Consider the following 20,294-nt stretch of genomic DNA (forward strand, 5'->3'; position numbering starts at 1 on the left):
CATGCAACTCTTTCTGTGTGAAAAACCCTCCCAGGCAAAGGATATTGCCCGCGTGCTGGGTATCAGCAAGCGTGAGCAGGGATTTATCAGCGGCGGTAACATCGTTGTGACCTGGGCGGTCGGCCATTTACTCGAAACTGCCAGCCCTGAAGCCTATGGCGAGCAGTATGGCAGGCCATGGCGTGCCGATGTTCTGCCTGTGCTGCCTGAGGCCTGGAAAATGGTCGTCAAAGAGCAGACAAAATCGCAGTTCACCGTTATCAGTAAGCTGCTCAAAAAGGCCTCTGAGGTGGTCATCGCCACCGATGCCGACCGCGAGGGAGAAGTTATCGCGCGTGAGCTGCTGGAATACTGCCGCTACAGTGGCGCGGTGCGCCGGCTCTGGTTATCAGCCCTGGATGAGGCCAGTGTGAAGGAAGCACTGAGCAGTATTCTTCCGGGGGAAAAAACAACCCTGCTGTATGATGCCGGCAAGGGAAGGAGCCAGGCGGACTGGCTCATCGGCATGAACCTGACGCGTCTTTATACCCTTAAGGCCCGTGACTCAGAGGTGTCAGAAGTGCTGTCCGTCGGGCGGGTACAGACGCCGACGCTTGCTATGGTGGTTAACAGGGATAATGAAATCACGTCCTTCGTGCCAAAGCCCTGGTGGCAGGTACAAGCGCTTATTGAAAAAGAGGGCGTCCGGTTCCGGGCTGGCTGGGTGCCCGTTGAGCAGTACTGTGACGAGGAAAAGCGTTGCATCAATCCCCAGGCAGCCCGGGCGGTGGGACAGCTTTGTCAGCAGCAGGGCAGGGCTGTGGTACTGGAGGTGACACAGAAGCGGGAGAAAACGGCTGCGCCGCTCTGTTTTGACCTGGGCACCCTTCAGCAGGTCTGTTCCCGAAAATTCGGCATGGGCGCAAATGAAGTGCTCGCCATTGCTCAGTCACTTTACGAAACCCATAAAGCGACCACCTACCCCCGGACAGACTGCGGTTTCCTTCCAACTTCGATGCAGCAGGAAATACCCGACGTTCTGGCGGCAGTGGCAAAATCCGATCCCGCTGTGGCCCCAGTACTGAATCAGCTGGACAGGCAGTTTGTCTCGCGTGTCTGGAATAACAAAAAAATCACCGCGCACCATGCCATCATTCCCACCCGACAGGCATTTGATTTGTCACGCCTCAGTGCCGATGAGCTGAAGGCCTACCAGCTGATTCGCCAGCATTATTTCGCCCAGTTCCTTCCGCTGCAGGAATCTGACGTGACGGAGGCCTCTTTCAATATCGGTGGCCAGCTGTTCCGTACACGCGGGAAAGTCGGTGTGGTGATGGGCTGGAAGTCATTGTTCCAGGCTGAAAAAGATGACGATGAAGAGGACGTCGACGGTGACAGTATGGCGCTGCCGGCGCTGGCAAAAGGGGATATTTGCGCTGTCACCGGTTCTGAGGTTAAGGATATGAAAACCAGTCCGCCCAAACCGTTCACGGAGGGGACGCTGATTGCTGCCATGAAGAACGCGGCCAGTTTCGTCAGTGACCCCAAGCTCAAGAAAGTGCTGCGTGATAACGCCGGTCTGGGCACAGAGGCGACGCGTGCGGCTGTGCTTGAAACCCTCTTCAAACGACACTATCTGGAGAAAAAAGGGAAGCACATCCACTCAACGCAGATGGCCCGGGAGCTGATTGCGGCCCTGCCGGAAACGCTGACGAGCCCGGGCATGACCGCATTATGGGAGCAGGCACTGGATGATATTTCGCAGGGGAAAATGTCGCTTGCGGTCTTTATGCAAAAGCAGCTGCAGTGGACCCGTCACCTTGTCGAAAAAGGCCGCCAGGACAGTGTGAAAATTACTGCTCCCGTCACGCCTCCCTGCCCGTTATGCAAAGGACCCACGCGTAAACGTAAAGGTAAAAATGGTGATTTTTGGGGGTGCATACGCTATCCGGAATGTGAGGGAATTATCAGTACAGGTAAGAAGAAAGCAGCGAAGCGTAAAAAAACATCGGTTAAGGCTAAAACAGAATAATCCGCGCAGTATTGAACTATTTCACTGTACAACCCCGGGCCGGGTTCTGCTATTGTTGCCAGGCTTTGATGCATAGGTGCCCCGCTGGCCACGGTGCTGTAAGGTAAACTTTAACGGGATTTACCCCCAGCAGGCCTGGCAGGAAGTTATTGCACACTAACTGACCTGTAAGACGCATGCACTCCGTGAAAACCGCGTCGGGATTATTCCCCGGAGACAGATGAGACGACCGCAGGTTAAGGCACCGACCCCAGGGCACCGGAAACGGTGCCCTTTTATTTTTACGGATCACGTTTTCCATTTTGACCGTTGACATTCCGGGAGGACGGTTTAATTATAAAAGTGCTAAACCGTCGTTCATACGACCACCAATGATTCAGTAGCCTGTGAGAATCGCCTTCGGGTGGCTACAGCTAAAGCTCCTGTAACCTGAAAGGGAGCAAACTTTGGTACATCTGCGCACCTTTGAAAGCAGATATCGCCTGTACAAGCGCATTACGACGCGGCGATGAAGGTTCCTTCAACATACCAGACTCTCAGGATTCAACCGATCCTGACCCCCGACGGGAAACCACTCCCGTCAGGGCAGATGGTTTCTCCGTCGTACCTATTTTTACCTCCATGGAGAAAACATCATGTCTGCAAACAATACTTCTGCATCTGCAAAATCTGAGTACTTCAACCTGACTATTAAAGGCATCGGGTATCTCAGCAACATCCGCCAGGTTAACCATCAGAATGGCTCGTTCCTCAGCTGCGTAATCAATGCACTGAGCGGTCCGACTGACAATCCGGCCTACGTCCGTTTTGACATTTCTGTCGCAGGTAAAGAGGCTACCAGCCTTATCGCCCGCTGCCAGAAAGCCGTCGATGAAGACAAAAAAGTCCTGCTGGGCTTTAACCTGAGTAATCCGTCCACGGACATATTTACGCTGAACAAGGGCGAGCATGCCGGCGAACAGCGTGTCAGTCTGAAAGCCCGCCTGATAAAGGTGGACTGGATCAAAATAGGCCAGGACATGGTCTACAAGACTGAAAAATCTGACTCCGTGCCGCCGCAGAATGGCTCTGCCGCACAACAAAACTACGCAGAAAACTCATTCTGATGCGCACCTGACACACCCCGTCCGCGGGGTGTTTCTTTATTTTACAGGAGAAATGATTATGTCCTCACGCGGCGTTAACAAGGTGATTCTTGTCGGTAATCTCGGCCAGGATCCTGAAGTGCGTTATATTCCCAATGGCAGTGCAGTTGCCACCCTTTCTCTGGCCACGTCTGAGAGCTGGCGTGATAAGCAGTCCGGTGAACAGAAAGAAGTGACCGAATGGCACCGGGTGGTTATTTTCGGCAAGCTGGCAGAAATTGCGGGTGAATATATGCGCAAAGGCTCCCAGGTTTACATCGAGGGCCAGCTGCGCACACGCAAATGGACCGATCAGTCCGGCCAGGAGAAATACATCACAGAGGTGGTGGTAAACATTGGTGGCACTATGCAGATGCTTGGCGGTCGCCAGTCCGGCAGCGGTCAGAATACGTCTTCCCGGAATGACTGGGGCCAGCCTCAGCAACCTTCCGGACCGACTCACAGTGGCCAGGCTTCCGGCAGCAGTGCCGGTGCGCCACCGATGGACTTCGATGACGATATACCGTTCATTGGATTCGGGTATGGAGTACCAAAATCGGCAATCCATGCACTCTGAACAGCCTTTATGGCAGTTGCTCTGAACTTACACATAATCCGGTCAGCATTTAAGGATAACTGACATGCCTGTTATACTGAGGATCAACGGTTTCCGGTTCTTTTTTTATTCTAATGAAGGTAACCCGCTCGAACCTGCACACATTCACGTAATGCAAGCAGGTAGTGAAGCCAAATTCTGGTTAACGCCATCAGTGGCACTGGCCAGTAACGATGGGTTTAATTCACGGGTATTAAAAGAACTGACGGGGATCGTTGATGATAACCAAGCATTGTTTCTGGAGGCCTGGAATGACTATTTCAGCTAAACGGGTCAGCTTCGATGAGGCCACGATGTGGGTTGAACTCAACGACGCCCGTACCATCGGTGTGCCGCTGGCATGGTTTCCACGCCTATTGCATGCTTCAACTGAACAGCTTAACAGCTATGAACTGAGTCCCCGTGGTATCCACTGGGACGCGCTGGACGAAGACATTTCTATTGCGGGTTTGCTTGAAGGCCGCGGCGATGTGACCCATCGTCCCCATAAAGTAGCCTGACAGCGCGCTATTAGTGAAAAACGCTGGCTTTTGCCGGCGTTTTTTTTCATCAACGGAAAATCAATTGTTAATTGAGTGAAACCGGACCGATTCCGCACAGTGAGGGCTGTTTTATCACTGTACAGGAAAATTCCGGATGAAACGTAACACCTCTCACAACGTATTTTCACCAGGCAGGCTTGCCACTGTTCTTCCCCTGCTGCTCCTTGCGGGCTGTGTTTCCCAGCCGCAAAAGTTGCAACAGCGTGCGCCTGCCGACCCGACACCCGGCACCACCGTCACCCGCAACGTTCAGCCGGTCTCTCCGGACGAGTATGCGCGGACGCCGGATGTGGTGCGCTACGATCGTTATCTGCTGGTCAGCACCGATCCGCAGGCGGCCCAGCGTGACCCTCTCTCGCAGATTATTGATATCCGTATCCCGTCATCCCTGCATCCTACCGTGGCGGATGCGCTGCGTTACGCCCTGCGCCAGTCCGGTTATTCCCTGTGCGCGACAGGCTCCGCCAACGGCGTGCTTTACCGCCAGGCATTGCCGGCGGTCCAGTACCAGCTGGGCCCGATGCGCCTGCGTACTGCCCTGCAGGTCCTGGCCGGTCCGGCCTGGCAGCTTGAGGTGGATGATGTTCAGCGGGTGGTCTGCCACAGCCTGCGCGACGGCTACCAGCTGCCGGTCTCCCAGCTTCCGCCGCCGGTCAGTACCTGGTCCACGCCTGCGCCGTCAGCCGTGTCACAACCGGCCATCAGCGCCCCGCAGTCCGTCCCCGTTAAACCTGTCAGCGGAGGGTTTCTGAGAAAATGAGCGAACAGCAACCATTCCATACTGACCCTGCGCCGGCCCGTAAAAGATTCAGCTGGCGTCCCCGCCGCCGCCTCATCTGGGGCGCTGCCAGCGGTGTGGCGCTGGCCGGCATTCTGGCGCTGGGCTACACCGCCTTCAGTCTGGGCATATCGAACCTTGATGAACGCCTTGCACGCCTTGAATCTCAGGGCAGTACAGCGGCCACTGTTGAGACAGTCGCGGCCCTGCAGTCAGATGTGACCACGCTCAAAACCGGCCTGCAGGATACCCGGAAAAAACTTGGCGAGATGCAGCAGGAGCTGAGCGCTGCTGCGAAACAGGCCGGCAGCGACGACGCCGTGCGTCAGTCATTGCGACCCCTTCAGGACGCCCAGCAGGGGCTGGAAACCCGCCTGAGTGCGCTGACTGAGCAGCTGACAGCGCTGAAATCACAGCCGGCACCCGCACCCGCCGCACCTGTCGCCGCACCGGTCAAAAAAAACGCGCCTGCTGCAAAAAAGCCCCGTCCCGCTGACACGCGTCGTGCTGCTCCGTCCCTTCGCGTGGCCCGCACTGCGCCTTTTGTGCTGACTGGCGTGGAGAAGCGGGGGGCAGAGTCCTGGGCTGCCATCGCGCCCCGGGGCTACAGCAGCCTGTCGCAGGTGGCCCTGGTCGGAGAGGGCGAAACCGTTGCCGGCTGGACGCTGGTCAGTGCCGGTTATGGTGAGGCGACGTTTCGGGTTAACGGCCGCCTGTCCGTGCTCAGAGCAGAATAACGGAGCGAATGATGAAACTGAAACACACCTTTTTAGCCGCCATGCTGCTGAGTCCCCTGACCCTGGCCGCGACCACATCAGGACAGACGGATGTCAGCCGACAGGAATCAACACAACGGGCGGACTCCGCACAGCAAAACCTGCAGCAGCAGGCCGGTCAGTGGGGACTCAGTGCCGACGATTATCAGCGTTATCAGCAGCTGATGAAGGGACCCCGGGGTACCCAGTCGCCGGGTCTCGATCCGCTTTCCACCCTCGGTATCGAGGCGCAGACGCCGGCAGAGCGCCGTAAGTTTGCTGAAAAGTGGGTGAAGGAAGAGTTTGCCCGCACCCGGAAGGAGCTTGATTTCCAGCGTGAGGTGAACGCGGCCTGGCAGCGCCTGTATCCGGGCACACTGCCGGTCAATATGGGGAACGCCTCCGGCGTGGCGCACGACAGTGGCGGCCGGCTGGCGCTGTTCGTCAGGTCAAAAGACTGCGCAACCTGCGACGCGAAACTGTCTGCCGTGCTGGCTGACAACCGGCCGGTGGACATCTATCTGGTCGACAGCCAGGGCAGTGATGATGCGCTTCGCAGCTGGGCGCGGGACCATCACATTCCCGTGGAAAAGGTCCGCAAGCGCCAGATCACGCTTAACCACGACGGCGGCCGGTGGATGCGCTTTGGTAACGGCCTGATGCCGGTTTTACTGCAGCAGGCGGGAGACGGTAAATGGGCAATCGCAGCATTCTGACCGGCGCGCTGGCGCTGGGCTTACTGATGGCGGCCGTCCCTGAAGGCCATGCTGACCAGACGGTGCCGGAGGGTTACGTCCGCGTGGCCATGGCGCATGGCGTGCCCCCGGAAGCGCTTTACTCAGTCTCACTGAGCGAGTCTTCGCGCAAACTTCCCCGTGGCGTGCGGCCATGGCCCTGGACCATCAATGTGGCAGGCAAAGGGTATCGCTATGAGACGCGCCTGCAGGCCTGGCAGGCGCTGCAGGTCTTTATGAAGCGTCACCCGCTTAAGCGCATCGATGTCGGTATTGCCCAGGTCAATCTGGGCTGGAACGGTCATCATTTTGCCTCGACGTGGGATGCGTTTGACCCTTACACCAACCTGAACGCCGCCGCCACCATTCTGCGTGAGTGCTGGGCGCGTAAGTCAGGCAGCTGGCTGGATGCGGCCGGCTGCTACCACCATCCCTCAGGTGGTCAGCCTGCTGCACGTTACCGCGCCATTGTGAGAGGGCATCTGGCAAAAATCAGCCCTGCACCCCGCATTTCTGCGCCGGCAGCTGAAGCGCCCCGTTCGGTTGCTGCGCTCACCCCCGATCCAGGCTTCGTCTGGACTGAACCCGGGAGATAACCCTGATGAAAACGCTGTCCTTACTGCTTTTTACCCTCCTTCCCCTGACCGGCCATGCTGAACTGAACGTGATTGCTGATCTGGGCGGTCAGGATGCTGCGCCGTATTTTGAGGCCGTTAATAAACAGCCCGGTATGCCCGGCGTCAGTGACGTACAGCCTTCACGCCAGCCGGGCCACGGTGTTCCGCTGGCTGACGGGATGGCGGGAATGTTACCCGTTAACACACCTGAACTGAGCCCGGGGAATACAGCAGACCGGCCGCTGCAGTTGCCCGGTATTGGGGCGTTGTTTCTGATTGGGGATGATGCTCTGTCCCGTGAATGGCTGAAGGCCAATGCCGGCGCGCTGGCTGAACAGCATGCGGCCGGGATGATAGTCAACGTCACAGACATGGATACCGTGCGCGAGCTGCGCGAACTGGCACCGGGTGTCAGCCTGGCCCCGGCTTCCGGGAGCGAGCTGGCCCGTCGCCTGCAGATTGAGCATTATCCGGTACTCATCACCGATACCGGCCTGACGCAGCAGGTTAAGCCGTAATGAGCGCGCCAGATATCAACAGTCTGCTGATGGCACACCCTTATGGGGCGGTCATACTGATCGTCCTGTTCCTGGTGGTGATGGCCTTTCTGAACCTGCGCTGGCGTGAGAAAGCCAGCACCCGCCGTCACCGGCGATACCGGGCAACGGCGGGGCGGGTACTGAATAAGCTTAACAGCCTGCCGGGAGACGGGCAGCGTCTGACCTATCTGCGCAAAATCAGCCCCTATGTCTTTGAAGAGCTGTTGCTGTCTGCCTTTGAACGTCAGGGGCTGAGCGTGGTGCGCAATGCCTCCTACAGCGGTGACGGCGGCCTTGATGGCCAGGTCATCATCGACGGCGAGCACTGGCTTATCCAGGCCAAACGGTACAGTCGTGCTGTTTCCCCCGCACATGTTGAGGACTTCGACCGGCTTCTCCTGCAGTCCGGCCGCCGGGGGCTGTTTATCCACACGGGCCGTACCGGAAAAATGAGCCGCACTATTCGCACGGCGTCACCGCGCCTGCGCATCATCAGCGGGCAACGCCTGCTGGCCATTCTCGCCGGTCAGGACGTCCGGCAGTATCTCTGAGGAATCTCTTATGCACACCATCCTGAACAGCCTGCGCTACGCGTTGTGGCTTGTGTTCTGTTTATTCCGTCATGCCGTTTTCCTGCCTTGCGCTTTCGTCGGTGTCCTCCTGCTCGCCTGGCTTGTTTTCGGCCATCCGGTCAGTGACCTTAACGACGTACTGCAGAAGGAGGCAACGGCATGGCGCACCGCGCCGCCCGGACATTACATGTGGGAGGAATGCCCGGTGCCTGATAATGCGACTCCGCCTGAGGCAAAGCCGGTAGCCTGCACCGTCACTGCCGTCTCCACAGAAACCGCGGCGAACAATTACCTGCTGTCATTGCGGGCCGTATGGATCATTTTTTTCATTCTGTCGAATGTCCTGTATGTGCTCTGGCGCTTACTGGCGGATGCCCTGCGTTATCACTCTCAGCCCTGCAGGGAAGCCGGCTCCGCAAAGGGGACGTATACCCGCAGGGCCGACGCTAAAATCATAAAGGAGGCAGACGATGAGTAACCGTTACGTCATTGAGGCCCTGCTGCGTCCGGCTGTTGAGCTGAATACCGCCGTGGTGTCGGGCATGGCGGCGTATGTCTGTGTGCAGGCACCCTGGGCTGTTGCCCTGGCTCCGTCTGTCAGCTATGTCACCGCTGCCGGGTTTGCGGCGCTGGCAGTAACCCGCACCCATCAGGGGATGAAGATTATTCGCTACCGCCGGAATCTCCGCCGTCTGCCGCGCTATGTCATGAGCACTAAACAGATCCCCGTCAGTCATCGTCGCCTGTTTCTCGGCCAGGGGTTCCGCTGGACGCAGAAACACACCCAGCGCCTGCAGGATACGCTGCGCCCTGAAGTGGCCCGTTACCTGCAGCCAAACCGCTTTTACCTGGGGGCGCGTCAGCTCGAAATGCTGACAGAGCACCGTCTGCCCTGGCTGGGTAAGCTGCTGAGTGCTGATACGCCGCTGAACCCGGTGCGGCCGTTACCGCCGGTGGGCGGAAACCCAGCGCTGCACGGCATCGAGCCCGACGAAAAAGACGTCACCCTGGCTCTGGGGGAGCGCGTTGGCCATACGGTGGTGTACGGCACCACGCGCGTCGGTAAGACCCGGCTGGCCGAGCTGCTCGTCACCCAGGATATCCGGCGGGGTGAAGTCACCATCGTATTTGATCCGAAAGGCGACGCAGACCTGATGAAACGCGTCTGGGCAGAGGCCCACCGGGCCGGGCGCGGGGATGAGCTGTATATCTTTCATCTTGGCTGGCCTGAAATATCAGCCCGTTATAATGCCGTCGGGCGTTTTGGTCGCGTGTCAGAGGTGGCGTCCCGCGTGGCCGGTCAGCTGTCGGGTGAGGGGAACAGCGCGGCATTCCGCGAATTTGCCTGGCGGTTCGTCAACATCATCGCCCGTGCGCTGGTCGCCCTGGGTGAGCGCCCTGACTACACGCTGATCATGCGCTACGTGAACAATATCGCCGATCTCTATATCCGCTATGCGGAAAAAATCATCCAGGCGCAGCTGCCGGCTCTGCAGACGCAGATTGAGAATAATCAGCAGGTGCTGGGAGAGGACGACGTGCCCCGTAACATGCAGGGTCAGCCGGATGCCTTACGTATCTGGGCCATTGAGGTTGCCCTGAGTTCAGAAGAGGGTAAAAAGCTCTATGATCCCATCCTTGACGGGCTGCGGTCAGCGGTACGTTATGACCGTACTTACTTTGACAAAATCGTGGCGTCGCTGCTGCCGCTGCTGGAAAAACTGACCACCGGCAAGACCGCCGAGCTGCTGTCGCCGGATTATCAGGACATTGACGACACGCGGCCGATTTTTGACTGGGAACAGATCATCCGTAAAAAAGCCGTGGTGTATGTGGGGCTCGATGCGCTCAGTGACAGTGAAGTGGCGAGCGCGGTCGGTAACTCCATGTTCGCCGATCTGGTGAGTGTGGCCGGGCACATTTATAAACACGGTATCAATGCGGGCCTGCCGGGCGGGAAAGAAGGGAAGTCCCTGATTAACCTGCACTGCGATGAGTTTAACGAGCTGATGGGGGATGAGTTTATTCCTCTCATCAACAAAGGGGGCGGTGCCGGCATGCAGGTGACGGCCTATACCCAGACGTCTTCTGATATTGAGGCACGCATCGGGAATGCGGCCAAGACGGCCCAGGTACAGGGTAACTTTAACAACCTGATTATGCTGCGCGTCAGGGAGAACCGCACCGCCGAGCTGCTGACCACGCAGCTGCCGCAGGTGGAGATTTACACCAAAACGCTGGTCTCCGGGCACCAGGACACGGCGGATGTCAATGCAGACCAGGACTTCACCTCAAGCACCCAGGACCGCGTCGGGACGGTAAAAGTCCCACTACTGGAGCCGGCCGATATCGTGACGCTGCCAAAAGGGCAGGCGTTTGCCCTGCTGGAAGGCGGGCAACTGTGGAAAATCCGCATGCCGCTGCCTGCCGGGGATGCTGATGATGTGCTGATGCCGGAAAGTATTGAGAAAATAGCGGAGGAGATGCGGCGCAGCTATCACAGCGGCGAATCCTGGTGGTGGGATGGTCCGGCCCTGAAGGTGCCGGTCACAGGAGGGGCGAATGGCTGAGGTAAAACGTCCCCCACAGCAGCAGACGCTGCCGGAACGCAAGCACGGCATTCTGTATAATCTGCTCTGGGGCTGGCCATGGGCCCTGGTGGGCGTGGTGCTGTCCTCGCTGCTGCTGAGCCTGCTGATTGAATATATCGGCATCGCCTTCTTCTGGCCGGAAGCCGGGGCGGCGCACAGTGAAGCGGTCATGAACACCGAGCTGGGGTGGCTGTCCACAGAGTTCACCCGCAGCCTGCTGTTGTCTGAGCCTTCCGTGACCGTCGTTCGATGGGTGACCACTGCCTATCAGTGGGCCTTTGTGGACAGTGGCTTCCTGGACTGGGTCCGGCGGCAGTATGCACACCAGATGCACAGTGACAATGCCGTCACCCGGGAAATCAACAGCTGGAGCGGCTGGCTTGCCGGCTACCTGCGTGAATACCTGCTGGCCACGGTATGGATAAGCATTATCACCCTGGTACGCGTCACCATCCTGGTGCTGTCCGTGCCGTTGTTTGTGCTGGTCGTGGTGGTGGCGCTGGTTGAGGGGCTGGGGCGGCGTGATCTGCGGCGGTACGGCGCGGGGTATGAAAGTTCGTTTGTCTATCATCATGCCAAGAAGCTGGTCAAACCGGCCGCTGTGGTGCCCGCCATGCTGTACCTTTCCTGGCCCACGGCAGTCTACCCCAATCTGCTGTTGTTGCCGGCGGCTGTTCTGCTGGGGATCGCCGTAACGGTGACCACTGCGTCGTTCAAGAAGTATATATGAGCGCCTCCCGTTTGCCAGGCTTTGTACTTCATGACGGACAGGACGATTGCGGCTATATATCCGGTCTTTAAGCAGCTGCGAAAGCGGCTGCTGACCCTAATGAAATCCGCTGACCCACGCTCAATTATCTCTGCGAACCCGGAGTTCGGTACTTCTTTCAGGTTTAGTGAGTCCCGGTCTGACCTGTTCTGTCATTACATACACTGCCTGTGCAACCTGTTGACGTTCTGCTTATACATTGTGATTTCGTAATGAAAGTACTCAGTTATGAGCAGCTTCCTTCCGATAGGGCCTGCCGTGCGCCAGCACAGCCCATATGATTCGTGCCATTTTGTTGGCCAGCGCTACGGAGACGACGTTTATCGGACGCCGCTTCAGCAAGTCTGTGACCCAGGGACCCGGCTCACGGGCATTCTGTATGACGCTGTGAGCGCCGTTGACCAGCAGTTTTCGCAGGTACTTGTCGCCTCGCTTACGAATCCCCAGCAACTGGATCTTCCCGCCCGTTCCGGTCTGTCTCGGAACGAGCCCCACCCAGGAAGCAAACTCCCGGCCTGAACGGAAGGTGTCCGCATCCCCCATTGAGGCAACCGCAGCGGTGGCGGTCAGTAGTCCTACGCCGGGGATTTCGCTTATAGCTTTTACGCCGGGATCGTTTTTGTTCAGTTCGCGTATCCGTCTTTCGATGTCCGTAATACGAGTGTCAGTTCGTTTCACTTCACCCAGCTGTTCGCGCAGACTGTCTATGAGCACAGCCGGTAACCGTCCGGACAGGCGGGCAAGTATCTCGGGGACGTTTCTGACGAGGCTGACATGTCCTTTACGCATCACTTCACCGTATTCCGAGAGTAAACCGTGCAGGGCATTGGTCTGCATCAGCCGGAACTTCATCAGCTGTGAACGTATCCGGTGCAGGGCAAGCATGGCCTGTTGATCCTCCGTCTTCACCGCTACGGCTTTGCCCGGTTGCTGAACGGCTCGCCAGATTGCCTGAGCATCTGCCGTATCATTCTTGTTACGGATATTGAAGGCTTTGACGAATTCGCCCGGCATCAGTTTCACCTGATGGCCGAGCCTGCTTAACTGCCGGGCCCAGTGATGTGCGCCGCCACAGGCTTCCATACCAATGAGGCAGGGTGAACGATTGGTGAAAAACTCAATAAACTTCGCGCGCTTGATTGCCTTGTTAAAAATTTCGCCTGTATCTGTATTTACGAAGTGAACCTGCATTACGTTTTTGGCAATGTCGATACCAACTGGCATAGGCTTCATTTTGGATTTCTCCATATGCTTCAGCGAGCAGCAGGAAGTTTCTGAACGGTATAACTTCCGAAGCTCGCCATATTGGACTATCAGGTAAAGGTTCGTTTGCAAAAAGGACATTTAATTATATAACTGAGCATTACGAAGACCGACAAATTCAAAATAATAACCCCCGCTAAAGAGGTGAAAGATAATGGCTATTGATTGTAACGGATATATCGCTCTGCCAAATCACAATAGCTTTCAGCCGACCTACTCGCGGGTACTGGAACATGTTGTAAAATCGTTAACCTTCTGTTTTCCTACATTAATACATAGCCTTTATGTTTATGGAAGCGGTAATGCTGCCAACTTACTGATTTAGTGTATGATGGTGATTTTAAGGTGCTTGCGTGGCTTCCATTTCCATCAGATGTCCTTCCTGCTCCGCTACTGAAGGCGTGGTGCGTAACGGCAAAAGCACTGCCGGACATCAGCGCTATCTCTGCTCTCATTGCCGTAAAACATGGCAACTACAGTTCACTTACACCGCCTCTCAGCCCGGTACGCACCAGAAAATCATTGATATGGCCATGAATGGCGTCGGATGTCGCGCCAGTGCACGCATTATGGGCGTTGGCCTCAACACGGTTTTACGTCACTTAAAAAACTCAGGCCGCAGTCGGTAACCTCGCGCATACAACCGGGCAGTGATGTGATTGTCTGCGCTGAAATGGACGAACAGTGGGGCTACGTCGGTGCTAAATCACGTCAGCGCTGGCTGTTTTACGCGTATGACAGGATACGGAGGACGGTTGTGGCGCACGTCTTCTGAGCCTGCTGTCGGCCTTTGAGGTCGTGGTATGGATGACGGATGGCTGGCCGCTGTATGAATCCCGCCTGAAGGGAAAGCTGCACGTTATCAGCAAGCGTTACACTCAGCGCATTGAGCGACATAACCTGAATCTGAGACAACATCTGGCAAGGCTGGGACGGAAGTCACTGTCGTTCTCAAAATCGGTGGAGCTGCATGGCAAGGTCATCGGGCATTATCTGAACATAAAACACTATCAGTAAGTTGGAGTCATTACCTATGGAAGCGTAGCTGAATCTAAGGCAAAGGTTGGAAGGTCCGATCTTGATTTAACAGTCATCTTTAACTACGAACCCAATCAGGCTACTACCGCAAAACTTGCTGCGCTTCAATGTGAACTGGAAAAGAGTAATCCTGTTGTCAGCAAAATTGATTTTGATTGCGGTCTGCTACAACAGGTGTTGCATCCGGATAACAAATTTAGCTGGGGGTACTGGCTTAAGCATCATTGCGTCTGCGTCTTTGGCGAAGACCTGAGTCGTCTATTTAGTGCTTTTAAACCTTCAAAAGCCATTGTGTTAGCAGTCAATGGCGACTTTTTGTCGGTATTAGAAGAGTTAACTGCTCGAATGCAGGGATCAGTTGACGCGAATAAAAAGCTGCTGTTACAGCGCGCTGCTGCACGAAAGATCATCAGATCGACGAATATCCTTCGCCGAGAAACTGACCATGACTGGCCAGACACTCTCAGTGAACATCGCCTTAAATTTAACGCACGATATCCAGCTTTAGCAGAGGATATGGATTATTTACTGGCCATGAGTAATGAGCCACAAGGGGACATAGCTGATTTCAAAAAACGGATTATGACTTTTGCTCACTGGCTTAATGAGGAATTTCAAAAACAAAACTAGTAACTTTATTGCCCCCTTTTTCGGCGGCAAATGCAACATCTGGCACAATAATTCCAGTTATTTTAGTAGTGTTTCGTATGAAACAAAATGACAACTATCCTTTGGCAAGACATTCAAAATTTCATTTCTATCACAACGCTACCGCCCTACCGTTCGCAAGAGTGGGAGGCGCTCATTTCATTATCTTTAAATCAGGGCTGGACGGAGGCGTGCAAAACTTGTTTTGCGCGCCTGCCGTCAGCAGACAAGCCATGAAACGACCGTTACTGGCGCGTCAGCTGTCCTGGCTGTAATAATGAATAATTATATGACGGCTCAGGAGGACATGTGGCTTATGGCCATTAACAAAGTCAAATCACCAACGGTTTTTATGCTCCATGGGTTTCTTGGTAGTGGGAAAACGACTTTTGCCAGACATCTGGAACACAAATATACCGCTTTACGTTTTACTCATGATGAATGGATGCAGCAGCTGTATGGCATCGATCCCCCGCAGGCTAATTTTGCTGATTACGCACAACGGGTGTTCAACGTTATGGAGCCCCTATGGACGCGATGCGTTGAGCTTAACAATAATGTCATTCTAGATTTCGGATTCTGGTCGAGAGAGGAAAGAGTCCGGGTGCGTGAAATCATCACAGCTCATAATGGTCAGGCAGTCCTTTGCCGTCTGTCCTGCCCGGATGACATTGCATGGGAACGTATTCAAAAAAGAAATAAAACGCCGACAAATAGTCTCTATATAGCGAGGGAGACATTTGATTTACTTCACGAACGATTTGAGCCTCTGACGCCTGATGAAGACTTTACCGAGGTCAGTGATAATGGCTCATGTCGATATATGCAATAACCACATACTTGCCAGGATCGTTGATGCGCCAAGAAAAATGCCTGCAGCATAGATTACTCGCAGTAACCAGAGTGGAAGGCGAAGTTCAAACGCATCGATGCCTTTCACTATAAAAAAAAGCAAGGCCAGACAGAGTGCCAGAAGTAAAAGGTCTTTTATATCCATCACCATGCTTCCGTGTGAACTATTCCGGCTACAGATTATCTTTTATCCGGATATCTACTTAACTTAAATTCACACTTCCCTCAACTAAGATTCAGCCCGCCTCCGGCAGTACAGAGCCTGTTGCCCCATTAATTTCACAAATGGCAAATAGAGTTTATCGCTGACCCGGCGTCTGCCCTTTCGCATTCTGTACGCATCCCTTAATCCTTCTGGAGGTGCGTATGAACTCAACTCGTCCGGCCATGCGGCGCAACCGTCGTGTCCCGGGCATCACTGGCCTGGTATTGCTGACCTTTCTGGTGTCAGCTGCTGCACAGGCATCCGAGAAAGACGAGCTTGCGTCTGTTCAGCGTCAGCTGGACCACGTTCAGGCGTCGCTTGAAAGGGCCCGCGTGGCGGCTGCACAGGCCGATCCGGCTGACCGTGGCCGCTTTTTCTTTGATTACCGTCAGGCCACATCCGATCTCAACACCATCCGCAGCGGCATTGACCGCTATCTGGAGCCCTCCCGCGCGCAACCGCGTGACCCGTCTTTTGTGGCCGGTAATTACCGGCGGGAGCGGCCCTGATGCCCATGACATCCGAACAAACGAACGCGTTTAAAGCCGGCTCCGGCAGTCTTGATGTGAACATCCTTCATCTGCTCTGCATCGGGGCATTGCTGGCGTTTCTTTTTTTATGGGCCGCGTGGGCGCTGTCGGATGTCTGGACCGGCTGGAGTAACACCAAAGTGCGGGACGCGGCCCTGGGACGTTTTGCCGTCCGCACCGTGCTGCTGTTGCTTGTGTGTATCTGGATGTTTGCCAGTTAACTCATTCAAAACGTTAAGTCAGGAGATGAATCCCATGCACCATTCTGAGTCTGTTGTTGCCCGCCTGCGCCGTTTCGGCAGTCGTACGCTGACCCGCGCCGGTACGCTTGCCCTCCTGGGCTGGCTCACCTGCAAACCGGCCTTTGCGGACTTGCCAAGCGTTGAAGCGCCTGAGTCCGGAGGCGGGAGCGGGTTGTCCGGACAAATCAAGGGCTACTTGCAGGACGGCATTGTTATCGGGGGGCTGGTCGTGGCGGCCGTTGCCTTTATCAACGTTGCCATTGCCGCCCTGCACACCTTCACCGAAGTCCGCAATGAGAAAGCCACCTGGACCAAATTCGGGGCCATTGTGGTGGTGGGTGTGGTGCTGCTGGTTGCCGTTATCTGGCTGCTCGGCAAGTCTGCCGACATTCTGCTGTAGGAGCCTGCGACGATGCAGACCATTCGTTTTTTACCTGACCGTCTCAACAGTGAGCCCGTGGTGTTTCGCGGATTCACCACCCATGAGATGGGGCTGGCTGCCCTTGCCGGCGCGGGTGCAGGTCTGCTCCTGTCACTGCCGTTTATCCCGCTTGCCGGCTGGGTTGTCGTTCCCACCGGCCTGCTGGTCATGCCGCTGCTGCTCGTCTGGTTCGGCGGCCGCTGGATGGCCAGACTCAAGCGCGGCAAGCCCGAGAACTGGCTCTGGCAGCGACTGGAGACCAAAAAACGCCGGCTGGGGATGGGTAATCCGAAACTGATTGTGGATGCCCGGGGCTGGTCAGTGAAACGTAACAGGAGAGTCTCATGAGCCGTTTTCGCCATGCGGTAAAAGACCGTGACCAGCATATTCAGACGCTGCGCATCGCCTGCGCCGTACTCGCCTTTTTCCTTTTATTCACCTGTGCCGGCTGGATGCTGGCACCCAGCAAGCTGACCGTGCATAACCCGCCGGATTTACGTACCGGCAGCACGCGGCCCTGGTGGGAAGTGCCGCCCCCGACGGTCTACTCCTTTGCGTTCTACATTTTTCAGCAGCTCAATGCCTGGCCGAAAAATGGCGAGGTGGACTATTCCGCCAAAATCAATGCGCTGTCGCCGTATCTGACGCCGTCCTGTCAGGATTTCCTGAAAGCGGATGCAAAGAAACGCGGTGACGCCGGGGAACTCACCGACCGCGTGCGCGTGGTGTATGAAGTGCCCGGTCGCGGTTACCAGTCACAGAGCGTGACCGTACAGGATCGCGATCACTGGATAGCCCGCCTGGACGTGGTGGCCGATGAATATTTCCATGCCGAGCCGGTCAAACGCGCCCCGGTGCGTTACCCGCTGAAGGTGGTGCGCTGGGAAGGCGATGCGGAGCGCAACCCGTTCGGTCTGGCGCTGGACTGTTATGCCGGTGTGCCCCAGCGTCTGGAGGCGGCACCGCCTGCACCTAAACCGGAGAAGTCAGGAGTGTTTCAGTGATGAGTAAAAAACCCCACTACCGCGCCGGGCTGATGGCGCTGTCCTTCGTCCTGCTGCCCCTGGCGACACTGGTATCACGTCCTGCCGGCGCAGATGAGCTGATGAAATGGGAGCGTATTCCGCTGCAGATCCCCCTGAAGGTGGGGCAGGAGCGGGTGGTCTTTGTGGACAAAAACGTCCGCGTTGGTTTTCCGCCGGCGCTTAACGGCAAACTTCGGGTGCAGAGCACCGGGGGTGCCGTCTACCTGAAAGCCGACAGCGCCTTTCCGCAGACGCGGGTGCAGCTGCAGGATGTGGAAAGCGGCGAGGTTCTGCTGTTTGATATCGCCGCCGGTGAAAAAGGGCCGACTGAGCCGGTCCGTCTGGTCTACAGCGGTGATGTCAGCACGCTGAGTCACGCCGGCGATGCGGCCGGTCAGCCAGGTGGTGCAGATCGGGCTGCTTCCGGATCAGGCTCATCGGCTCCCACCGGCAGCGATGACGGCACCCAGGCAAAGCGTAAAAAAATCCGCTACAGCGCCCCCATCCCGGTGCTGCTGACCCGCTATGCCGCTCAAAGCCTTTATGCGCCGGCACGTACGGTCGAGGCGGTCCCGGGTATTCATCCGGTCAATCCTCATCTGCCCCGACGTGTCAGCACGCTGTATCCCTCTGAACCATTAACGGTCACGCCGGTGGCTGGCTGGGGCGTGGCAAACCGCAGCGTGGTGGCACTCAGGCTCACGAACACCGGCAGCCGTAAAGTCGTTCTGGATCCGCGCGCGCTGCAGGGACAGTTTGTGTCCGCTACCTTCCAGCACCGCTGGGTCGGTCCGGCCGGCACGCCGGAAGACACCACCACGGTATATGTGGTGACCGCCGGTCGTCCGGAGAGCGCATTCATCGCTGAGCCGTCTGCACTGCGTAAAGCGGCCCGCACGGTAAAACAGGAGGCCCGCCATGCAGATTAAATCTAATGCCCTGGTGAAGTTTATCGTGCCGGCCGTGGTGATTGCCGGGCTGGCCGTGGGGCTCAAAAGCTGCAAAAACGAACCGGCAGAACAACCTCAGGCAAAACAAAGCGGCTCCCTGAAAAACCTCTCGCCGGATGAACTGAAGGCGCTGGGTGTGGAAGGCGACACGCCGGAGGACACCCTGCGCACGCTCATCGGCCGGCTGAACGATGTGCGTGACCGCCAGAAAACGCTGGATAAGCAGAACGCGGATTTGGTGAAAGAAAACGAGCGGTTGCGCCGGCGCAATCAGGACGTTTCAGGGCAGGTGAATGAGGCCGTCAATGGTCTGCGCGAGCAGTACGACAAGCGGCAGGCTCAGCTTCAGAACGAACAACTGAGCCTGACGGCGAAAATCCAGGAGCTGACTGACAAACTCAAAAAGCCTGACAGCGAGAAAAAAACGGCGGACAGCGATATCCCGCTGGGGCTGGGCCTGGACGGCATGGGCAGCAGCACCGGGGGGAGCGCTTCTCAGGGCAGCGACGGCATGATGTGGGTCGCGCCGACGGACCAGAAAGAGACGGATCCGCGGGATGCGGCCAGCGGCAAAGCCTCACCTCAGTTCCCGACCTCTTTTCTGGGGGAAAATGAGCTGACCCGCCAGAAAGCCGCTTATGAGGAGAAAGTGAAGGGACGGACGAATGAAAAAGGGGCGGAAGAGAGCGCCGAGCCGGTTTACACGCTGCCGGAAAATTCCACGCTGGTCGGCAGCCGCGCCATGACGGCACTGCTTGGCCGGGTGCCCATCAACGGCACCGTGACCGATCCTTATCCGTTCAAAGTGCTTATCGGTAAGGATAACCTGACGGCGAACGGCATCGAGCTGCCGGACGTCGAAGGGGCGATTGTTTCCGGGACGGCCAGCGGAGACTGGACGCTGTCCTGTGTGCGCGGGCAGGTTAACAGCGTCACCTTTGTCTTTTCCGACGGTACGGTACGCACCCTCCCAAGACCCGACACCAGTAACAACGCCGGCGGGCAAAATAATAACGCTCAGGCTAAACAGGATACCGGCACCAGTGGCGGTATCGGCTGGATTTCGGATGAAAACGGGATCCCGTGCATTGGCGGCGAACGTAAGTCCAATGCCTCCACTTATCTGCCCACCATTTTTGGCCTGTCGGCTGCCGGTGCGGCGGGTGAAGCGATGAGCCAGGGGCAGTACACGACGCAGAACAACGTGAATGGCATTTCCGCCACCATGACCGGCGACGCCGGACAGGCGGCGCTGGGGAAAGCCATTTCTGGCGGTATGTCTGAAACCACCGACTGGATCAAACAGCGTTACGGGATGACGTTTGATGCCATTTATGTGCCGCCCGGTGCCCGTCTTGCCGTGCATATCACCCGTCAGCTGGCCATTGATTATGAAGATAAGGGCCGTAAGGTGCGCTACGACTTCACCCTGCCGGGTGGCGTCAGTGACAACGGCGGACTGGACTGAGTAC

26 protein-coding genes and 1 pseudogene are annotated in these 20,294 nt (G+C 56.7%); 26 read left to right on the plus strand and 1 reads right to left on the minus strand.

Features of this window, described 5'->3' with window-relative positions; genetic code table 11:
- Position 1: 1 nt before the first annotated feature.
- The 14 genes from HV213_RS04210 (at position 2) to HV213_RS04275 (ending at position 11,609) form a co-directional block, all read left to right on the plus strand.
- Positions 2-2,011 carry a DNA topoisomerase III gene (locus tag HV213_RS04210; protein WP_050310931.1) on the plus strand — a complete coding sequence of 670 codons (2,010 nt, stop codon included), beginning with the start codon at positions 2-4 and terminating at the stop codon, positions 2,009-2,011.
- A gap of 635 nt (positions 2,012-2,646) precedes the next feature.
- Positions 2,647-3,117, plus strand: a complete 471-nt coding sequence (locus tag HV213_RS04215; protein ID WP_016807974.1) for an STY4534 family ICE replication protein — start codon at positions 2,647-2,649, stop codon at positions 3,115-3,117.
- A gap of 58 nt (positions 3,118-3,175) precedes the next feature.
- The gene (locus HV213_RS04220; RefSeq protein WP_045282285.1) at positions 3,176-3,712 is read left to right on the plus strand and encodes a single-stranded DNA-binding protein; all 537 of its coding nucleotides are present in this window, start codon (positions 3,176-3,178) and stop codon (positions 3,710-3,712) included.
- 64 nt (positions 3,713-3,776) lie between these two features.
- Entirely contained in the window at positions 3,777-4,019 is a 243-nt protein-coding gene (locus HV213_RS04225; RefSeq protein WP_045282286.1) for a DUF4160 domain-containing protein, read from the plus strand.
- Complete coding sequence (locus tag HV213_RS04230) at positions 4,003-4,251, plus strand: DUF2442 domain-containing protein (RefSeq protein WP_004115558.1); 249 nt, start codon at positions 4,003-4,005, stop codon at positions 4,249-4,251. Before HV213_RS04225 ends, HV213_RS04230 begins: the two co-directional genes overlap by 17 nt.
- A gap of 136 nt (positions 4,252-4,387) precedes the next feature.
- Positions 4,388-5,053, plus strand: coding sequence for a PFGI-1 class ICE element type IV pilus protein PilL2 (gene pilL2, locus HV213_RS04235; RefSeq protein WP_181484871.1), 666 nt, complete (start codon positions 4,388-4,390; stop codon positions 5,051-5,053).
- Positions 5,050-5,808, plus strand: a complete 759-nt coding sequence (locus HV213_RS04240) for a hypothetical protein (RefSeq protein WP_045282288.1) — start codon at positions 5,050-5,052, stop codon at positions 5,806-5,808. The genes pilL2 and HV213_RS04240 overlap by 4 nt, the downstream gene beginning before the upstream one ends.
- 11 nt (positions 5,809-5,819) lie before the next feature.
- Positions 5,820-6,542 (plus strand): TIGR03759 family integrating conjugative element protein, encoded by a 723-nt coding sequence (locus tag HV213_RS04245; protein ID WP_045282289.1) that lies wholly within the window; start codon positions 5,820-5,822, stop codon positions 6,540-6,542.
- Positions 6,521-7,156 (plus strand): lysozyme family protein, encoded by a 636-nt coding sequence (locus HV213_RS04250; RefSeq protein ID WP_045282290.1) that lies wholly within the window; start codon positions 6,521-6,523, stop codon positions 7,154-7,156. Before HV213_RS04245 ends, HV213_RS04250 begins: the two co-directional genes overlap by 22 nt.
- Before the next feature lie 5 nt (positions 7,157-7,161).
- Positions 7,162-7,695, plus strand: a complete 534-nt coding sequence (locus HV213_RS04255; protein WP_045282291.1) for an integrating conjugative element protein — start codon at positions 7,162-7,164, stop codon at positions 7,693-7,695.
- A complete protein-coding gene (locus HV213_RS04260; protein ID WP_050310929.1) occupies positions 7,695-8,267 on the plus strand; it encodes a restriction endonuclease in 573 nt (190 codons plus the stop codon). The genes HV213_RS04255 and HV213_RS04260 overlap by 1 nt, the downstream gene beginning before the upstream one ends.
- A gap of 10 nt (positions 8,268-8,277) precedes the next feature.
- Complete coding sequence (locus tag HV213_RS04265; RefSeq protein ID WP_039187761.1) at positions 8,278-8,766, plus strand: hypothetical protein; 489 nt, start codon at positions 8,278-8,280, stop codon at positions 8,764-8,766.
- Positions 8,759-10,858: a type IV conjugative transfer system coupling protein TraD gene (gene traD / locus HV213_RS04270; protein ID WP_050310928.1), complete on the plus strand. Its 2,100-nt coding sequence runs from the start codon at positions 8,759-8,761 to the stop codon at positions 10,856-10,858. Before HV213_RS04265 ends, traD begins: the two co-directional genes overlap by 8 nt.
- Positions 10,851-11,609, plus strand: coding sequence for a TIGR03747 family integrating conjugative element membrane protein (locus tag HV213_RS04275; RefSeq protein ID WP_045282293.1), 759 nt, complete (start codon positions 10,851-10,853; stop codon positions 11,607-11,609). The genes traD and HV213_RS04275 overlap by 8 nt, the downstream gene beginning before the upstream one ends.
- A 261-nt stretch (positions 11,610-11,870) precedes the next feature.
- Here the strand turns inward: HV213_RS04275 and HV213_RS04280 are convergent, their stop codons facing one another.
- Positions 11,871-12,881: an IS110 family RNA-guided transposase gene (locus HV213_RS04280; RefSeq protein WP_050310927.1), complete on the minus strand. Its 1,011-nt coding sequence runs from the start codon at positions 12,879-12,881 to the stop codon at positions 11,871-11,873.
- A gap of 383 nt (positions 12,882-13,264) precedes the next feature.
- On the opposite strand from HV213_RS04280, the gene HV213_RS33530 reads away from it, so the two are divergent.
- The 12 genes and pseudogenes from HV213_RS33530 (at position 13,265) to HV213_RS04335 (ending at position 20,290) form a co-directional block, all read left to right on the plus strand.
- Positions 13,265-13,540, plus strand: coding sequence for an IS1-like element transposase (locus HV213_RS33530; RefSeq protein WP_001317300.1), 276 nt, complete (start codon positions 13,265-13,267; stop codon positions 13,538-13,540).
- 44 nt (positions 13,541-13,584) lie between these two features.
- Positions 13,585-13,928, plus strand: a pseudogene (locus tag HV213_RS33535) (IS1 family transposase).
- 312 nt (positions 13,929-14,240) lie between these two features.
- The gene (locus tag HV213_RS04290) at positions 14,241-14,579 is read left to right on the plus strand and encodes a hypothetical protein (protein WP_127791747.1); all 339 of its coding nucleotides are present in this window, start codon (positions 14,241-14,243) and stop codon (positions 14,577-14,579) included.
- Positions 14,580-14,656: 77 nt separating this feature from the next.
- On the plus strand, positions 14,657-14,872 hold the full coding sequence (locus tag HV213_RS04295) for a hypothetical protein (protein WP_155412619.1): 216 nt from the start codon (positions 14,657-14,659) through the stop codon (positions 14,870-14,872).
- A gap of 41 nt (positions 14,873-14,913) precedes the next feature.
- Positions 14,914-15,429 carry a P-loop nucleotide/nucleoside kinase family protein gene (locus HV213_RS04300; protein ID WP_048290069.1) on the plus strand — a complete coding sequence of 172 codons (516 nt, stop codon included), beginning with the start codon at positions 14,914-14,916 and terminating at the stop codon, positions 15,427-15,429.
- A gap of 386 nt (positions 15,430-15,815) precedes the next feature.
- On the plus strand, positions 15,816-16,163 hold the full coding sequence (locus HV213_RS04305) for an integrative conjugative element protein, RAQPRD family (RefSeq protein WP_045282314.1): 348 nt from the start codon (positions 15,816-15,818) through the stop codon (positions 16,161-16,163).
- Positions 16,163-16,405: a TIGR03758 family integrating conjugative element protein gene (locus HV213_RS04310; protein WP_003029734.1), complete on the plus strand. Its 243-nt coding sequence runs from the start codon at positions 16,163-16,165 to the stop codon at positions 16,403-16,405. The genes HV213_RS04305 and HV213_RS04310 overlap by 1 nt, the downstream gene beginning before the upstream one ends.
- A 34-nt stretch (positions 16,406-16,439) precedes the next feature.
- Positions 16,440-16,826: a TIGR03745 family integrating conjugative element membrane protein gene (locus HV213_RS04315; RefSeq protein ID WP_016808260.1), complete on the plus strand. Its 387-nt coding sequence runs from the start codon at positions 16,440-16,442 to the stop codon at positions 16,824-16,826.
- Between the two features lie 12 nt (positions 16,827-16,838).
- The gene (locus HV213_RS04320) at positions 16,839-17,195 is read left to right on the plus strand and encodes a TIGR03750 family conjugal transfer protein (RefSeq protein ID WP_045282313.1); all 357 of its coding nucleotides are present in this window, start codon (positions 16,839-16,841) and stop codon (positions 17,193-17,195) included.
- Positions 17,192-17,851: a PFL_4703 family integrating conjugative element protein gene (locus HV213_RS04325; protein ID WP_045282312.1), complete on the plus strand. Its 660-nt coding sequence runs from the start codon at positions 17,192-17,194 to the stop codon at positions 17,849-17,851. Before HV213_RS04320 ends, HV213_RS04325 begins: the two co-directional genes overlap by 4 nt.
- The gene (locus tag HV213_RS04330; protein ID WP_045282311.1) at positions 17,851-18,801 is read left to right on the plus strand and encodes a TIGR03749 family integrating conjugative element protein; all 951 of its coding nucleotides are present in this window, start codon (positions 17,851-17,853) and stop codon (positions 18,799-18,801) included. The genes HV213_RS04325 and HV213_RS04330 overlap by 1 nt, the downstream gene beginning before the upstream one ends.
- Positions 18,791-20,290, plus strand: a complete 1,500-nt coding sequence (locus HV213_RS04335; RefSeq protein ID WP_039187759.1) for a TIGR03752 family integrating conjugative element protein — start codon at positions 18,791-18,793, stop codon at positions 20,288-20,290. The genes HV213_RS04330 and HV213_RS04335 overlap by 11 nt, the downstream gene beginning before the upstream one ends.
- Positions 20,291-20,294 lie beyond the last annotated feature (4 nt).

The organism is Klebsiella sp. RHBSTW-00484, from assembly GCF_013705725.1.
In the GTDB taxonomy this organism is placed as follows: domain Bacteria; phylum Pseudomonadota; class Gammaproteobacteria; order Enterobacterales; family Enterobacteriaceae; genus Klebsiella.

What these genes read in the sequence shown, in the direction of transcription:
- HV213_RS04295 (WP_155412619.1), top strand. Translation starts at nt 14,657, where the DNA reads ATGAAACAAAATGACAACTATCCTTTGGCAAGACATTCAAAATTTCAT.
- HV213_RS04220 (WP_045282285.1), top strand. Translation starts at nt 3,176, where the DNA reads ATGTCCTCACGCGGCGTTAACAAGGTGATTCTTGTCGGTAATCTCGGC.
- HV213_RS04300 (WP_048290069.1), top strand. Translation starts at nt 14,914, where the DNA reads ATGGCCATTAACAAAGTCAAATCACCAACGGTTTTTATGCTCCATGGG.
- HV213_RS04215 (WP_016807974.1), top strand. Translation starts at nt 2,647, where the DNA reads ATGTCTGCAAACAATACTTCTGCATCTGCAAAATCTGAGTACTTCAAC.
- HV213_RS04325 (WP_045282312.1), top strand. Translation starts at nt 17,192, where the DNA reads ATGAGCCGTTTTCGCCATGCGGTAAAAGACCGTGACCAGCATATTCAG.
- HV213_RS04210 (WP_050310931.1), top strand. Translation starts at nt 2, where the DNA reads ATGCAACTCTTTCTGTGTGAAAAACCCTCCCAGGCAAAGGATATTGCC.
- HV213_RS04265 (WP_039187761.1), top strand. Translation starts at nt 8,278, where the DNA reads ATGCACACCATCCTGAACAGCCTGCGCTACGCGTTGTGGCTTGTGTTC.
- HV213_RS04320 (WP_045282313.1), top strand. Translation starts at nt 16,839, where the DNA reads ATGCAGACCATTCGTTTTTTACCTGACCGTCTCAACAGTGAGCCCGTG.
- HV213_RS04310 (WP_003029734.1), top strand. Translation starts at nt 16,163, where the DNA reads ATGCCCATGACATCCGAACAAACGAACGCGTTTAAAGCCGGCTCCGGC.
- HV213_RS04330 (WP_045282311.1), top strand. Translation starts at nt 17,851, where the DNA reads ATGAGTAAAAAACCCCACTACCGCGCCGGGCTGATGGCGCTGTCCTTC.
- pilL2 (WP_181484871.1), top strand. Translation starts at nt 4,388, where the DNA reads ATGAAACGTAACACCTCTCACAACGTATTTTCACCAGGCAGGCTTGCC.
- HV213_RS04305 (WP_045282314.1), top strand. Translation starts at nt 15,816, where the DNA reads ATGAACTCAACTCGTCCGGCCATGCGGCGCAACCGTCGTGTCCCGGGC.
- HV213_RS04245 (WP_045282289.1), top strand. Translation starts at nt 5,820, where the DNA reads ATGAAACTGAAACACACCTTTTTAGCCGCCATGCTGCTGAGTCCCCTG.
- traD (WP_050310928.1), top strand. Translation starts at nt 8,759, where the DNA reads ATGAGTAACCGTTACGTCATTGAGGCCCTGCTGCGTCCGGCTGTTGAG.
- HV213_RS04255 (WP_045282291.1), top strand. Translation starts at nt 7,162, where the DNA reads ATGAAAACGCTGTCCTTACTGCTTTTTACCCTCCTTCCCCTGACCGGC.
- HV213_RS04275 (WP_045282293.1), top strand. Translation starts at nt 10,851, where the DNA reads ATGGCTGAGGTAAAACGTCCCCCACAGCAGCAGACGCTGCCGGAACGC.
- HV213_RS04230 (WP_004115558.1), top strand. Translation starts at nt 4,003, where the DNA reads ATGACTATTTCAGCTAAACGGGTCAGCTTCGATGAGGCCACGATGTGG.
- HV213_RS04250 (WP_045282290.1), top strand. Translation starts at nt 6,521, where the DNA reads ATGGGCAATCGCAGCATTCTGACCGGCGCGCTGGCGCTGGGCTTACTG.
- HV213_RS04315 (WP_016808260.1), top strand. Translation starts at nt 16,440, where the DNA reads ATGCACCATTCTGAGTCTGTTGTTGCCCGCCTGCGCCGTTTCGGCAGT.
- HV213_RS04335 (WP_039187759.1), top strand. Translation starts at nt 18,791, where the DNA reads ATGCAGATTAAATCTAATGCCCTGGTGAAGTTTATCGTGCCGGCCGTG.
- HV213_RS04260 (WP_050310929.1), top strand. Translation starts at nt 7,695, where the DNA reads ATGAGCGCGCCAGATATCAACAGTCTGCTGATGGCACACCCTTATGGG.
- HV213_RS04240 (WP_045282288.1), top strand. Translation starts at nt 5,050, where the DNA reads ATGAGCGAACAGCAACCATTCCATACTGACCCTGCGCCGGCCCGTAAA.
- HV213_RS04280 (WP_050310927.1), bottom strand. Translation starts at nt 12,881, where the DNA reads ATGAAGCCTATGCCAGTTGGTATCGACATTGCCAAAAACGTAATGCAG.
- HV213_RS04225 (WP_045282286.1), top strand. Translation starts at nt 3,777, where the DNA reads ATGCCTGTTATACTGAGGATCAACGGTTTCCGGTTCTTTTTTTATTCT.